This is a genomic window from Pseudomonas sp. Sample_22, assembly GCF_004307635.1.
Lineage (GTDB): Bacteria > Pseudomonadota > Gammaproteobacteria > Pseudomonadales > Pseudomonadaceae > Aquipseudomonas.
Map to the genome: position 1 here is coordinate 162,128 of NZ_RCNY01000081.1, position 15,189 is coordinate 177,316.

At 60.7% G+C, this 15,189-nt stretch carries 9 protein-coding genes; all 9 read left to right on the forward strand.

Annotated features, from left to right (window positions below):
- The first annotated feature begins 2 nt into the window (after positions 1–2).
- The 9 genes from treZ to D8U73_RS20705 all read left to right on the forward strand — a co-directional run bounded on the left by treZ (position 3) and on the right by D8U73_RS20705 (position 15,185).
- A complete protein-coding gene (treZ, locus tag D8U73_RS20665) occupies positions 3–1,802 on the forward strand; it encodes a malto-oligosyltrehalose trehalohydrolase (protein ID WP_130905629.1) in 1,800 nt (599 codons plus the stop codon).
- Complete coding sequence (gene malQ, locus D8U73_RS20670; RefSeq protein WP_056855480.1) at positions 1,795–3,873, forward strand: 4-alpha-glucanotransferase; 2,079 nt, start codon at positions 1,795–1,797, stop codon at positions 3,871–3,873. Before treZ ends, malQ begins: the two co-directional genes overlap by 8 nt.
- On the forward strand, positions 3,870–6,644 hold the full coding sequence (locus D8U73_RS20675) for a malto-oligosyltrehalose synthase (protein ID WP_130905630.1): 2,775 nt from the start codon (positions 3,870–3,872) through the stop codon (positions 6,642–6,644). Before malQ ends, D8U73_RS20675 begins: the two co-directional genes overlap by 4 nt.
- Positions 6,645–6,665: 21 nt before the next feature.
- A complete protein-coding gene (locus D8U73_RS20680) occupies positions 6,666–6,986 on the forward strand; it encodes a DUF2934 domain-containing protein (protein WP_056855482.1) in 321 nt (106 codons plus the stop codon).
- A gap of 105 nt (positions 6,987–7,091) precedes the next feature.
- Positions 7,092–9,251 carry a glycogen debranching protein GlgX gene (gene glgX / locus D8U73_RS20685; RefSeq protein ID WP_056855483.1) on the forward strand — a complete coding sequence of 720 codons (2,160 nt, stop codon included), beginning with the start codon at positions 7,092–7,094 and terminating at the stop codon, positions 9,249–9,251.
- Positions 9,252–9,459: 208 nt separating this feature from the next.
- Positions 9,460–10,218, forward strand: coding sequence for a PIG-L family deacetylase (locus D8U73_RS20690; protein ID WP_056855484.1), 759 nt, complete (start codon positions 9,460–9,462; stop codon positions 10,216–10,218).
- A 114-nt stretch (positions 10,219–10,332) separates the two neighbouring features.
- Entirely contained in the window at positions 10,333–11,133 is an 801-nt protein-coding gene (locus D8U73_RS20695) for an endonuclease/exonuclease/phosphatase family protein (RefSeq protein ID WP_056855599.1), read from the forward strand.
- A 122-nt stretch (positions 11,134–11,255) separates the two neighbouring features.
- Positions 11,256–13,805, forward strand: a complete 2,550-nt coding sequence (locus D8U73_RS20700; protein ID WP_130905631.1) for an autotransporter outer membrane beta-barrel domain-containing protein — start codon at positions 11,256–11,258, stop codon at positions 13,803–13,805.
- A 312-nt stretch (positions 13,806–14,117) separates the two neighbouring features.
- On the forward strand, positions 14,118–15,185 hold the full coding sequence (locus D8U73_RS20705; protein ID WP_130905632.1) for an autotransporter outer membrane beta-barrel domain-containing protein: 1,068 nt from the start codon (positions 14,118–14,120) through the stop codon (positions 15,183–15,185).
- The last annotated feature ends 4 nt before the right edge of the window (positions 15,186–15,189 follow it).

Sequence of the window (15,189 nt, forward strand, 5' to 3'; positions counted from 1 at the left end):
AAATGCCGTTACGGACCCTTGAGACCTGGCCCCACGGCGCAATCAAGCTGGACGCAGAACAAACGCGATTCGCGTTGTGGGCGCCAGATGCGTTTTACGTCAGTGTCGAATTGGAAAATGGACAATCCTTGCCGTTGATGCCCCAGGCCGACGGCTGGTTCGTGATCAACACCCGTTGCCCGGCGGGAACTCGCTATCGCTACAACATTGATGGCGAGATAGAGGTGCCTGACCCGGCCTCCCGTGCCCAGTCTGGTGGTATCGACCAACCCAGCGTGGTGGTCGATCCGCTGGCTTATCAATGGCAGAACAGCGCCTGGCAGGGGCGACCGTGGCACGAAGCGGTGATCTACGAGTTGCACGTAGGTCTGCTCGGCGGCTTTGAGGCGGTCGAGCAGCATCTGTCGCGCCTGGTCGAACTGGGCGTGACCGTGATCGAATTGATGCCTATCGCGCAATTTCCCGGAGCGCGCAATTGGGGTTACGACGGCGTGTTGCCGTACGCGCCGCAAGCTTCATACGGGACGCCCGAACAACTCAAGCACTTGATCGACACGGCCCACGGCCATGGTCTGGCGGTGATTCTCGACGTGGTCTACAACCACTTCGGGCCGGACGGCAATTACCTGCATCGCTACGCCAAAAGCTTCTTCCGCGAGGACAAGCACACGCCGTGGGGCGCGGCGATCGACTTCCGGCGGCGCGAGGTGCGGGATTTCTTCATCGACAACGCCTTGATGTGGTTGATGGAGTACCGCTTCGACGGTTTGCGCCTGGACGCGGTGCATGCCATAGAGGACCCGGACTTTCTCCAGGAGCTTGCTCAACGGGTGCGCCAGCAGACGGACCCCGCGCGACATATCTGGCTTACCGTGGAAAACGAACACAATCAGTCGAGCCTGTTGGAAAAAGGCTACGACGCGCAGTGGAACGACGATGGCCACAATGCGCTGCACGTGCTGCTGACCGGCGAAACCGACGCTTATTACGTCGATTACGCGAACAACCCTACGCAACAACTGGCCCGCTGCCTCAGCCAGGGTTTCGTGTTCCAGGGCCATATCAACCGCCATGGCGAACCCCGTGGCGAGCCCAGCGGTCATTTGCCGCCCAGCGCTTTCGTACTGTTCCTGCAGAACCATGACCAGATCGGCAACCGGGCATTCGGCGAGCGCCTGCACCAATTGGCCCATCCCGATGCACTGAAAGCTGCAACCGTATTGCTGCTGCTTTCGCCGATGATTCCGCTGATGTTCATGGGCGAGGAATTCGCTGCGCAGCAGCCGTTTCTGTTTTTCACCAGTCATCACGGCGAGTTGGCACAGCTGGTACGGGAAGGAAGGCGCAATGAGTTTGCTGCCTTCAGCGCCTTCGCCGATCCGCATAGACGCGAGCAGATTCCCGATCCCAACGACCCGCAGACCTTCAAAGCGTCACGGCCGAATCTGGCGCACAACCAGACTTCGCCGATGCACGCCTTGTATCGCCAGCTGTTGCAGATCCGCCACCAGCAGATCATCCCGCGCCTGCCCGGCACCCAGGCCCTGGATGCCGACGTCCTGGGCGTCGGTGCAGTCAGCGCGTCCTGGCGGTTGGGCGACGGCAGTTTGTTGCACATTGACCTGAACCTAAGCGACACGCCTGTACTCCACACTGCGTCGGCCAGAACTTCGTTGCTGTTTGAACACCCGCCCCGGTCCGCCAGTTTGCTCGACCGAGGCACTCTGGCTCCGTATTGCGCGCTTGTCAGCCTCACGGCCGCAGCCCCTTTGCTACCCCCGATGGAGAGCGCCAATGAGTGATGCGCAACTGGAAATCCTTGCAAGCCGGGCGGGCCTGGCAGTCGACTGGATCGACGCCAATGGCCGCCCGCAAAAAGTCGCCCCCGCAGTGCTGCGCAATGTCCTCACCGGTCTTGGTCACCCGGCCGGAAGTGCCCAGGAAATCGACGCCAGCCTGCAAGAGCTGCAACAGGTACAAGACACCCTGCACCTGCCACCTTTGATGACCGTGGACGTCGGCAGCGGGCTCGACCTGGCCCGCTACTTCCAGCCGGAAACGCCCTGCGAAGTTCACTTGGAAGACGGCTCCCGCCTGCATCTGAAACTGGATGCCGAGGCGATTCTGCCTGGGTTGATCCCGGTGGGTTATCAGCACGTCACCATCGACGGACAAACCTTTACCCTGGCCGTGGCCCCTGAGCGCTGTTACAGCGTCGGCGATGCGGTCGACAGTCCGATCCCCCGCGCCTGGGGCCTGAGCGTTCAGTTATATGCCTTGCGACGAGCCGGCGATGGCGGATTCGGTGATACCCAGGCGCTGGAAGATCTGGCACGGGTCGCCGGTGAGCGCGGCGCCGAGGCCCTGGCGATCAGTCCGCTGCATGCGATGTTCAGCAACGATACCGAACGCTACAGCCCTTATTCGCCCTCCAGTCGTCTGTTTCTGAACAGTCTGTACTGCGCGCCGGGGAGCATTCTCGGCGAACGGGCCATGCGTGCCGCTATCGATGCCACCGGTCTGGGCGCCGAGCTCAAGGATCTTGAGGCGTTGCCGCTGATCGACTGGCCCGCCGCCGCGGCAGCCAAACACAAACTGTTGCAGGCGCTGTACGAAGGCTTCGTACAAGGCGAGCACCCGTTGCACGCCGACTTCAGCAGTTTCCGCCACGCCGGTGGCGAAGCCCTGGAAAACCATTGCCGCTTCGAGGCCATCCAGGAAACACGGGCCGCCAATGGAGAAAGCCTCGACTGGCGCCAGTGGCCGGAACAATGGCGCAATCCGCGCAGCGCCGCGCTGGCTGAGTTCGCTGAGGAGAATGCCGGACGCATCGGCTTCTTCGCCTTCTGCCAATGGCTGATCACCCGCTGTCTGGAGCGTGCACAAGCCGCTGCCCGCAGCAGTGGCATGAGCATCGGCCTGATCGCCGATCTGGCGGTGGGTGCCGATGGCGGTGGCAGCCAGGCCTGGAGTCGTCAGGATGAATTGCTTGCCGCGCTGACGGTCGGCGCGCCACCGGACATTCTCAATCGCACGGGCCAAGGCTGGGGGATTTCGGCATTTTCGCCCGAAGGTCTGGTACGCAACGGCTTTCGTGCCTTCATCGAAATGTTGCGGGCCAATTTCGCCCACGCCGGCGGACTGCGAATCGACCACGTCATGGGCCTGCAACGTTTATGGGTCATCCCTAACGGCGCACCGCCTGCCGACGGCGCCTACCTTTACTACCCGATTGACGACTTGCTGCGTCTGCTGACGCTCGAATCCCATCGTCACAAGGCCATCGTCCTCGGCGAAGACCTGGGCACAGTGCCCGAGGGCCTGCGGGAAAAACTCAGCGCCCGCTCGATGCTGGGCATGCGTGTGTTGCTGTTTGAACAGGACAACACCCATTTCAAACCGATCCTCGACTGGCCGGACAATGCCCTGGCGACCACCAGCACCCACGACCTGCCGACCCTCAATGGCTGGTGGCATGGCCGCGACATCGACTGGAACGCCCGCCTCGGCCTGGTCGATGCCAGCGGCGAAATCGAATGGCGTCAACACCGCGAACGCGAGCGCGAAGGCTTGCGCCGGACACTGAGCCAGGACCCGCAGAACTTTCGCGAAGAGTCCCACGAGACCGATCAGGTGCTCGATGCCAGCGTGCGCTTCCTCGGCCACACCCGCGCGCCGCTGGTGTTGCTGCCGCTGGAAGATGCGCTGGGTATAGAACAGCAGGCCAACCTGCCCGGCACCATCGATACCCACCCAAACTGGTCGCGACGCCTGCCCGGTTACAGCGAAGCGCTGCTCGATAACGCCGACGCAGCCCGGCGTCTGGAACTGCTCGCTTGTGCGCGACTCCAGGCGGCCGAGCGTGACCAATGAATCAAGTGACGACGCTGCCCTTGCGGGCAACCCTGCGACTGCAATTCCATAAAGGCTTCACCCTGGACGATGCCGTGCCACTGGTGCCGTACTTCGCCCGCCTCGGGATCAGCCATGTGTATGCCTCGCCCTTGTTGAAAGCCCGCGCCGGCTCCATGCACGGCTACGACGTGGTCGACCCGACTTCGGTCAACCCGGAACTCGGCGGTGAGGCCGCATTGCGGCGCCTGGTCGACGCATTGCGCGGGCAAGGCATGGGGCTGATCCTCGACATCGTATCCAACCACATGGCTGTGGGTGGTTGCGACAACCCCTGGTGGCTGGATTTGCTGGAATGGGGACGCTTGAGCCCGTACGGCGAGTTCTTCGATATCCAATGGCACTCGCCCGATCCGTTGATGGAAGGCCAACTGCTGCTGCCATTTCTCGGCAGCGATTATGGCGTGGCCCTGCAGGATGGCACACTGCCCCTGCGCTTCGATGCGCAGAACGGTGCCTTTCATGTCGAGCATTACGACCACCACTTTCCGATTTGCCCGATGCATTACGGCGAACTGCTCAAGTCGGACAACGAGCTGCTCAAACAGCTGGCGGACCACTTCAGCACCTTGAGCTATCAGACCGACGCCCACAGTCTGGCGGGTCCATTGAAGGATCAATTGCGCGAACTGGCCAGCGACCCCGCGATTCTGCAAACCATCGAGCACAACCTCAAAGCCTACGATTCGCTGGCCCCTGAAGGCTTCCAACGCTTGCACGATCTGCTGGAGCGGCAGAGTTATCGCCTCGCCAGTTGGCGTACCGCCGCAGACGACATCAACTGGCGGCGTTTTTTCGATGTCAATGAGTTGGGTGGTTTGCGGGTGGAGCGTCCAGCGGTGTTCGAGGCGACCCACGCGAAGATTTTCCAATTGGTGGCTGAAGGGCTGATCGACGGTTTGCGCATCGATCACATTGACGGTCTGGCCGACCCGCGCGGCTACTGCCGCAAATTGCGGCGGCGGGTCGAAAGCCTGTCAGCGAGCCGCCACTTGCCGATCTACGTCGAGAAGATCCTTGGCAACGGTGAAACCTTGCGCCGTGATTGGTGGGTGGATGGCACCACCGGCTATGAATTCATGAATCAGTTGTCACTGCTGCAACACGATCCCGACGGGCAAACCACCTTGGGTGAAGTCTGGCACCGCTACAGCGAACGCCCGGCCGACTTCCGCCAGGAAGCACAACTGGCCCGTCAGCAGATTCTCAACGGTTCACTGGCCGGCGATTTCGAAAGCGTAGCCCAGGCCTTGCTGCAGGTGGCCCGCGATGACCTCATGACCCGCGATTTGACGCTGGGCGCGATCCGTCGCGCCTTGCAGGAACTGATCGTGCATTTTTCGGTGTACCGCACTTATATCAGCGCCCTTGGGCGGTCAGCCCAGGACGAGGTGTTTTTCCAGCAGGCCATGGACGGTGCCCGCCAAACCCTGGGCGAAGCCGACTGGCCGGTGCTCGATTGCCTGGCTAAATGGTTGGGCGGTGAAACCTGGCGCGAACGCCCCGCCGGCCGCCTGCGCAAGCGCCTCAAGCATGCTTGCGTACGTTTCCAGCAGCTGACTTCACCCGCCGCCGCGAAGGCCGTGGAAGACACGGCGTTCTATCGCTCCGCGGTGTTGCTGTCACGCAATGACGTCGGTTTCAACACCGAGCAATTCAGTGCGCCGGTGGCTGACTTCCATGAGGCCTGCCTCAAGCGCTTAGAACTGTTTCCCGACAACCTGCTCGCCACCGCGACCCACGACCACAAGCGCGGTGAAGATACGCGCGCGCGCCTGGCGATCTTGAGTGAGCGCAGTAAATGGTACGTTGAACAGATCGGCCTGTGGCGCGCCCTCGCCCGGCCACTGCGCGACGATGACCAGATGCCGTCTGCCGGTGACGAGTTGATTCTTTATCAGGCACTGCTTGGCAGTTGGCCGCTCGATTTGCAGGCCGATGACCCATCGGCGCTTGAAGCCTACGCCGCGCGTGTCAGCCAATGGCAACGCAAAGCCCTGCGCGAAGCCAAGTTGCAAAGTAGCTGGAGTGCACCCAACGATGCTTACGAACAAGCCAGCGAAAACTTCACCCGGCGCCTGCTGCTGAGCCCGGAGGGTGACCTGCTGCGCAGCGCCCTTGGCAAGGTGGCACGTACCATCGCCGTCCCCGGCGCCCTCAATGGATTGGCGCAAACCTTGCTGCGCATGACCGTGCCTGGGGTGCCGGATCTCTATCAGGGCGACGAATTCTGGGACTTCAGCCTGGTTGATCCGGACAACCGTCGCCCGGTGGATTACGCCAGCCGCCAACAGGCCTTGTCGCAACCATTGGATCTGCCTGATCTGTTGCAACACTGGCATGACGGGCGCATCAAGCAAGCCTTGATCGCACAGACCCTGAACCTGCGTGCCGAGCATGCCGAACTGTTTCGCCACGGCACCTACCAGGCACTCGATGTCATCGGCAACCAGGCACATAGGGTGCTTGGGTTTGTTCGCCAATGGGAGGGAAAACGCGCCATCGTCATCGTGCCAATCCGCTGTGCGCCGCTGCTGGAAAACAGTGCCGTACCGCACGTGGATGCGCCGCAGTGGGGCGATACCCGCATCAGTCTGCCGTTCACCACCGCTGAGGAAAATCTGAAGGGACTTTTTTCTGGCGTCGCAGTCACAAAAAACAGGGAGCTGATGATCAGCGCCGCGCTGGGGGATTTCCCGGTCAATCTCTTTATCCAAACTACCGACACTTGAGTTCAGTGCAGGAGCATAGCGATGAGTACCGACGATAAACGCATCCGCGAGTTTGCCTATCAGATCTGGGAGTCAGAAGGAAAACCTGAAGGTCAGGAAGCCCGGCACTGGGAAATGGCTCGCAAGTTGGCCGAGGCCGAAGCCCTTGCGCCGAAAAAGCCGGCAAAGGCGCCGGCGAGCAAATCCACCGTCAGCAAGACGGCCAATGGCAAGGCTGGCGAGGTCAAGGTGACGGCGCCCAAGGCCAAAACCAAACCGGCTGCGGCGTCCTCCGTCATTCCTCCCGGGGAAAAAGCCGCCGAGAAAAAGCCTCGCGCAGCACGAAAACCGCCTGCGGTCTGACGTTTCCGCTGTTGCCCTGAATGAACATGTGGCGAGCCTGCTCGTCACAACGGGCTCACTCGCCCGCAAAAAACACGCCGATTTCCCTCCATTGCAGGAGCATTTATGACCCGACCAAAAAAAGACACGCCAGCACCCCGTGCCGAGCCCTCGCGTATCCGTGAGGGTCTGCCCTTTCCGCTGGGTGCGACCTGGGATGGTCTGGGGGTCAACTTTGCCTTGTTTTCCGCCAACGCCACCAAGGTCGAACTGTGCATTTTCGATGATGCCGGGGAAGTGGAACTGGAACGCATCGAACTGCCGGAATACACTGATGAGATCTACCACGGTTACTTGCCTGACGCCCATCCGGGGTTGATCTATGGCTACCGTGTCTACGGTCCTTACGACCCCGCAAACGGGCATCGCTTCAATCACAACAAGTTGCTGATCGACCCCTACGCCAAACAACTGGTGGGCAAACTCAAGTGGTCCGAAGCACTGTTCGGCTACACCATTGGCCACCCCGACGCCGACCTCAGTTTCGATGAGCGCGACAGCGCGCCCTTCGTACCCAAATGCAAAGTCATCGACCCGGCGCACACCTGGGGTCACGACCACCGCGTCAGCGTGCCTTGGGACAAGACGATCATTTACGAGACACATGTGCGCGGCATCAGCATGCGCCACCCTGGCGTTGCGGAAAACCTGCGCGGCACCTTCGCCGGCTTGATGGTCGACGACGTGCTGGAACACATTCGCAAACTCGGCGTATCGACCGTGGAGCTGTTGCCGATCCATGCCTTCGTCAACGACCAGCACCTGCTGCACAAGGGCATGACCAATTACTGGGGCTACAACAGCATCGCCTTCTTCGCCCCCGACCCGCGCTACCTGGCCAGCGGCAAGATCGCCGAGTTCAAGGAAATGGTCGCGCACCTGCACGAAGCCAACCTGGAAGTGATCCTCGACGTGGTCTACAACCACACCGCCGAGGGCAACGAACAAGGCCCGACCCTGTCCATGCGTGGTATCGACAACGCCTCTTATTACCGCTTGATGCCCGACGACAAACGCTTCTACATCAACGACTCCGGTACCGGCAACACCCTCGACCTGAGCCACCCATGCGTGCTGCAAATGGTCACCGACTCGTTGCGGTATTGGGCCACGGAAATGCACGTCGACGGCTTCCGTTTTGACCTGGCGACCATTCTCGGGCGTTACCACGACGGTTTCGACGAACGTCACAGTTTCCTCGTGGCCTGCCGCCAGGACCCGGTGTTGCGCCAGGTGAAAATGATTGCCGAGCCTTGGGACTGCGGCCCCGGTGGTTATCAGGTCGGCAATTTCCCGCCCGGTTGGGTTGAGTGGAATGACAAGTTTCGCGACACCGTGCGAGCGTTCTGGAAAGGCGACGATGGCCAATTGGCTGACTTCGCCAGTCGCATGACCGCTTCCGGCGAGATGTTCAATCAGCGCGGTCGACGGCCGTATTCATCGGTGAACTTCATCACCGCCCACGACGGTTTTACCCTCAATGACCTGGTGTCCTATAACGACAAACACAACGAAGCCAACGACGAAAACAACCAGGACGGCAGCAACAACAACCTGTCCTGGAACCACGGCGTCGAAGGCCCGACCGACGACCCGCAAATCAACGAACTGCGCCACCGGCAGATGCGTAACTTTTTCGCCACGCTACTGCTCGCTCAAGGCACGCCAATGCTGGTGGCCGGCGACGAGTTCGCTCGCACCCAGGACGGCAACAACAACGCCTACTGCCAGGACAGCGAAATCGGCTGGGTCAATTGGGACCTCAGCGAAGACGGCAAGGCGCTGCTCAAGTTCGTCAAACGCCTGATCAAATTGCGCCTGGCTTACCCGATCCTGCGTCGCGGGCGCTTTCTGGTCGGCAATTACAACGAGGACATCGGTGTCAAGGACGTGACCTGGCTGGCGGCGGACGGCAGCGAAATGACCACCGAACATTGGCACGATGCGCACAATCGCTGCCTGGGCATGCTGCTCGATGGTCGCGCACAGGAAACCGGCATCCGTCGAAAAGGGGCCGATGCGACACTGCTGCTGGTGGTCAATGCCCATCACGACATCGTCAACTTCCTGTTGCCGGAAGTGCCTGACGGCGGCTTCTGGACCTGCATGATCGACACCAATCAGCCATCGATACGCGGCCAGGAGCGATTCGAGTTCGGCCACGAGTACTCGGTCACTGGCCGCTCGTTGCTGCTGTTCGAGTTACAACATGAACAAGAGGAGTAAACAATTTGCAACGTACCGGTCAGCTAAAAAATTGCCGCTGAAGGGCCTCGGACGCGACGAATAACGTTACATGAGCAATACTCGGTGCGCGGCATTTCAGGGTTAGTAATGCCGCGATCGTTATCAATCCGCCCTCACGGGTCTGCCGTGCTTGCCTGTCGCAGCATCGCGCACGACTGAAGGCGACATGAAACAAGGACGTAATCCCATGAAACCTGTTTCCATCAACGAAAGCAGCCTGCCAGCACAGATCTGGAACAGCGCCCTGCAACTGGACAACGTTCCGGTCATCAGCACCCAATCCCTGGTCCCGCCCGGCGCCCGCGTGGTGGTAATTGCCCCACATCCCGGCGACGAAGTGGTGACCTGCGGCGGTCTGTTGCAACTGCTCAGCAATATGGGCCATCCCTTGCAATTGATCTCGGTTACCGACGGCAGTGCCAGTCACCCGGGGTCGCAGCAGTGGTCGGAAAAACGCCTGAGTGTGTTCCGCGCCCAGGAAAGTGTCGAAGCCCTGCGCCGGCTCGGCTTGCCGATGCACAGCCTGAAATGGATTCGCGGCGGCTTCACCGACAACGCCCTGGCCGAGCACGAACTGGAGTTGACCCGTTTCATCGCCCGTTACCTGCGCCCCGGCGACGTGGTGTTCAGCACCTGGGCCGCAGACGGCAACAGCGACCATGACGCCGTGGGCCGAGCCAGCGCCCAGGCGTCGGCCATCGCCGGCGCGACGTTCAACGAAGTACCCGTCTGGGCGTGGCACTGGCCAGCGCGGGATCGCGAACTGATCCCGTGGCATCGCGCTCGCAAACTGCGCCTGGACACCTGGACGGTTGCGCGTAAAAGCCACGCCACCCACGCTTACGCCAGCCAACTGGACGGCGAGCCCGCCATCGGCATCGCTCCGCCCTTGCCCCGCGTGCTGCTGGAGCGAATGCGCTTGCCCTATGAAATCGTCTTTGTCTGAACGGATCATCCCGTGGCAAGACTTTACGGGTATCGATCCTGCAATCGCTCAAACTGAACTGCCCGGCGGTGCATCAGTCGCATACATATGCCACACGGATTCAGAGGAGTGATCGTGACCACCCATTCCAAGTCGCAGACGGCCGAATCGGTGCCGTTGACCAGTCCCCCGGCCATTCATCGCTTGCGTGTATTGACGGTCAACACGCACAAAGGCTTCACCGCCCTCAACCGCCGCTTCATCCTGCCGGAACTGCGAGAGGCGGTACGCAGTACTTCGGCGGACCTGGTGTTTCTCCAGGAAGTCGTCGGCGAGCATGACGGCCATTCCACCCGTTACCACAATTGGCCACAGACCTCGCAATACGAGTTTCTCGCGGACAGCATGTGGAGCGATTTTGCCTACGGCCGCAACGCGGTCTACCCCGATGGCCACCACGGCAACGCCCTGTTGTCGAAGTACCCGATTCGCGAATACCGCAACCTCGACGTTTCCATCACCGGTCCGGAACGTCGCGGCTTACTGCACTGCGTGCTCGATGTGCCCGGCCACGCTGAAGTCCACGCGATCTGCGTGCATCTGAGTCTTCTGGAAAGCCATCGTCAGTTGCAGTTGCAGTTGCTTTGCCAATTGCTTGAATCGTTGCCAGACAAGGCACCGGTGATCATCGCTGGCGATTTCAACGACTGGCAATTGCAAGGCAACGCCGCCCTCGCCCGCCGCGACTATCTGCACGAAGCCTTCGAGCGGCACCACGGCCGCCCGGCCAAGACCTACCCGGCACGTTTCCCTCTGCTGCGGCTGGACCGTATCTATCTGCGCAATGCCAGCAGCCACGACCCGAAAATTCTCGGCAGCAAGCCCTGGACGCATCTGTCAGACCATTTACCGCTGGCGGTGGAAGTCCACTTGTGACCCGCTGATGTGTTCCTCGAGGGTTGAATCATTCGTCCGACCTGTCATTTGTGACAGTAGCCGTGCGCTCAGGCGGCTGTTACGGTCGTGTCGTCCGGATTCATTCGATGCGAGGGATTTGCATGACATTGGCTGCCGATCTGCCCAAATACCGTTACAGCGCCTGTGCCTTTTCCATCTGGCTGCTCCTCGGATGGCCCCATCCCGCCCAGGCAGCTTGTGTCCTTACTCCTACCGCCGGTGACGATACTCATTTGTGCGACAGTGGCATTGGCGGCCCACTGAGCGATCTGGCCGGCAATAACACGTTGAACCTTCCCGCCAACGGTACAGCAACGATCAATGGCAACGTTACATTCGGGGCCGGTAGCGACACCGTCAACATGGATTCCGGTCGGATTGTCGGCAGCGTCGATCAGGGCGATGGCGCAGATTTCTTCAACATCAGCGCCGGACAAGTGACCGGAGCCGTCAATCAAGGGAGCGGCATCGACAATTTCACCATGACCGGTGGCACGATCCAGTCACTGGCCCAAGGTGACAACCGCGACTTTTTCCTGATGACCGGCGGCACGATAACGGGTGCCTTCGAGGACGGTGATACCGCGAAGATGACCAGTGGAACCATCGGCCGGGTCGACATGAAGCTCGACAACAATCTGTTCGACATGTCTGGGGGGCAAATCATCGGTAACCTGGTCACCGGGTTCGGCACCGACACCATCATCGTCTCGGGCGGCCGGATTGGCGGCAACATCAGCGTCAGCGGCGGCAACGACAGCATTACCGTGACGGGCGGCGAAATCGTCGGCGACATCCGCACCAGCACCGGCGATGACACGTTTGTCTGGGACGGTGGTGGCATTATCCGTTCGCAGATTTTGATGGAGGCTGGCAACGACCGCGCAACCCTGCGCAATCTGTTGGAGAGCTCCCTGTCCCTGACCCCGGGCCTCAACGGTGGCACCGACAACGACGTGCTGACCTTTGACCGCACCACCACTGCGGGCGCCGCGCGTTACGCAAATTGGGAAACGATCAACCTGAGCAACGGCTCGCAGTTCGACGTCGACGGCAACCTGATGCTCGGCGACAGTGCCAGTGGCAGCGGCGCGTTCAACATTGACGGCAGCAGCGTCATCACATCTGCCCAAGGCAGCATTACGCCATTTACTGCCGGCCAGCGAGCCACGTTGAACAACGCCGGGATCATTGACCTCAGCAGTGGCAACAGCCGAACCAGCGACACCCTGACCGTGCAGGGCAACTACGCAGGCAATGGTGGCCAGTTGTTTGTGCAAAGCGTACTCGGCGGCGACAACTCGCCCAGCGACAAACTGGTGGTCAATGACGGTACCTTGACCGGCACGACTGCCATCACTGTCAGCAACCTGGAGGGCGCAGGTGCAGAAACCCTGCAAAACGGCATTCAACTGGTTCAGGCCCAAGGCACCGCTGTCAGCAACAATGATGCCTTCAGCCTGAAGACACCGGTGTCGGCAGGTGCGTTCGATTACGTCCTGTACAAGGGCGGCGTAACGGTTGGCAGCGAAAACAGTTGGTACTTGCGGTCATCGGTGGTGGCAGCGCCACTGGTCGCGGTACCCAACCCCGACCCGACCCTGCCACCGATTCTGGTGCCGTTGATAGCCGCGCCAGTGGCTGCGGCCGGTAGTCCTTCGTTGCCTACTCCCGCACCCGGCGCCGCGCCCATTCCCCTGTATCGTCCGGAAGTGCCTGTATGGTCGGTGCTGCCACCTGCAGCGGCGCAGTTGACCCTGAACGCTCTCGGGACGTTTCACGATCGTCAGGGCGAGCAGCGCCTGCTGACCGAGACCGGCGCCTTCGGTGCGGGCTGGGGTCGGGTCTATGGCAAGAACTTCGAGCAGACCTGGGCCGGCACTGTGACACCGAAACTCGACGGCTCGCTGAACGGTTTCCAGGTTGGCAATGACCTTTTCGGTTCGCAGTTGTCTGGCGGGCAAATCCAACGCAGTGGCTTCTTCGTCGGCCACAGCCGCTTGCAGGGTGATGTCGACGGGTTCAACCAGGGCTTTGAAGACAAACGCGCCGGCAAGGTCGAACTCGAGGGCGACAGCCTGGGTGCTTACTGGACACTGACCGATCCTGGCAATGCGTACCTCGATGCCGTGGCGATGTACACCTGGCTCGATGGAGACAGCCATTCCGAACGCGGCCTCAAGCTCGATAACGATGGACACGCCCTGAGCCTGTCCGTAGAGGCCGGTTATCCATTCCCGATAGCGAACGATTGGATCATTGAACCCCAGGCGCAGATCATCCATCAACGCATCGAACTCGACAGTCAGAACGACGGTGTCTCCGATGTGGAGTTCGATACCGACCCCTCCTGGACCGGCCGGCTCGGTGCGCGTCTCAAGGGGCACTACGACGTCAGCGGCCTACCGCTGGAACCCTATCTGCGGGCGAATCTGTGGCACACTTTTTCAGGCACCGACACGGTCACTTTTGCCAATACCACTGATATCGATACCGAGCAGCAAGTTTCATGGGCGGATCTTGGCGTCGGCGCAACTCTGTCGCTCGCACCCGGCGTCAGCGTGTACGGCAATATTGATTACAGCAGCAATGTAGACAGCAATCAGCAGCGAGGCATGGCTGGCAACCTGGGCTTCAGAGTGAGTTGGTAGGATCGAGCAAAGGCTCTATAGGGTGACTTTCTTGACGATTTTGCAATTAAACAAGTACTTAGAGACGCGCCATAAATCAGTCACTTATAAGACCTGAAATACCCATACCACTTATCGGCCATTTTCTTGACGCAGTGGCGGCGGTCCACTTGACTTCACGTTACTACCCCCGGAAACACAATCAGGGGCAAGCCCCCAGGACACCCGCGCATACGGGCGGCCCCCGGCTTGCCCCACTCATTCGGTCGCCCCTCGTTCGGGGTAGGAGAGACGCCAAGGCAAGTACGGCACGCGATTGCAAGGTAGCCCGCCATGAGAACTTCATTCACCCAACAAGAGATCAAAATCACTTTTTGCACTGTCTCGAGTTCACTCCTGCTGTGCTCCTCCATGGAAGTACAGGCCCAACCGGCCGAGGAAGAGGCGACGCCGTGGTATCGCCAGGACATTCCCGCGCTTGCCTTGCCTGCTCTCACTACCACTTACCCCGGCCGATTCAGCCCCCATCCCGACATACGAAGTAGCCACGTCACCACCGAAGACGCAACGCCCTATGCCTGGGATCAGATTTACGGGCAGACCTCGCGCCAGGCGCAAACCGATGCCCTCGCCCAAGGCTTTACCTACGTCGGCTCAGGCGAACTCAAAAGCCCGGCGATCCTCACATTGCAGAGCAACAGCGGCCATACCCAACGGGTCGGCCTGATCGGCGGCACCAGTCAGATCCAGGGCAACAGCAATGGCTTGTTGACCAACCGTGGCATGTCCGACCCGCACAGCGACACTCTCAATCTGCAAGGGCAAAGCCTGGGCGCTTACTACAGCCTGACCGGCCCACAAGGCTGGCACGTCGATCTGTCGGCCAGTGGCGGGCGGGTCAACGGTTTCAGCCGCAACGAACAAGGTGCGCGCCAGGCCACCGAAGGCAGCGCGGTGACGCTGTCGGTCGAAGGCGGGTTCCCGATTGGCATCAGCGAAAACTGGGTGGTCGAACCCCAGGCGCAGTTGATCAATCAGCGAATCACCCTGGACACGCCCTATGCCGGTTCGGGCAATGCGTCCTCCAGCGATCTGACGTCGTGGAGCGGACGGGTCGGTGCGAAATTGAAAGGTAGCTACGACATCAACGGCCTGCCGGTCGAACCTTATGTGCGAACCAACGTCTGGCACACGGTCTACACCGGCAATACCGTGACCCTTGATGAGGTCGACAAGATCAGCAGCAGTCGCAAATCGTCGACGGTCGAGTTGGGCCTGGGCTTGGTGGCACGGGTGACACCGGCGGTGAGCCTGTATGTCAGCGCCGACTACAGCAGTGATGTCGACGACAATGATTTGAACGGGATCATTGGCAGCCTGGGTGTGCGGATGCGGTGGTGAGGAT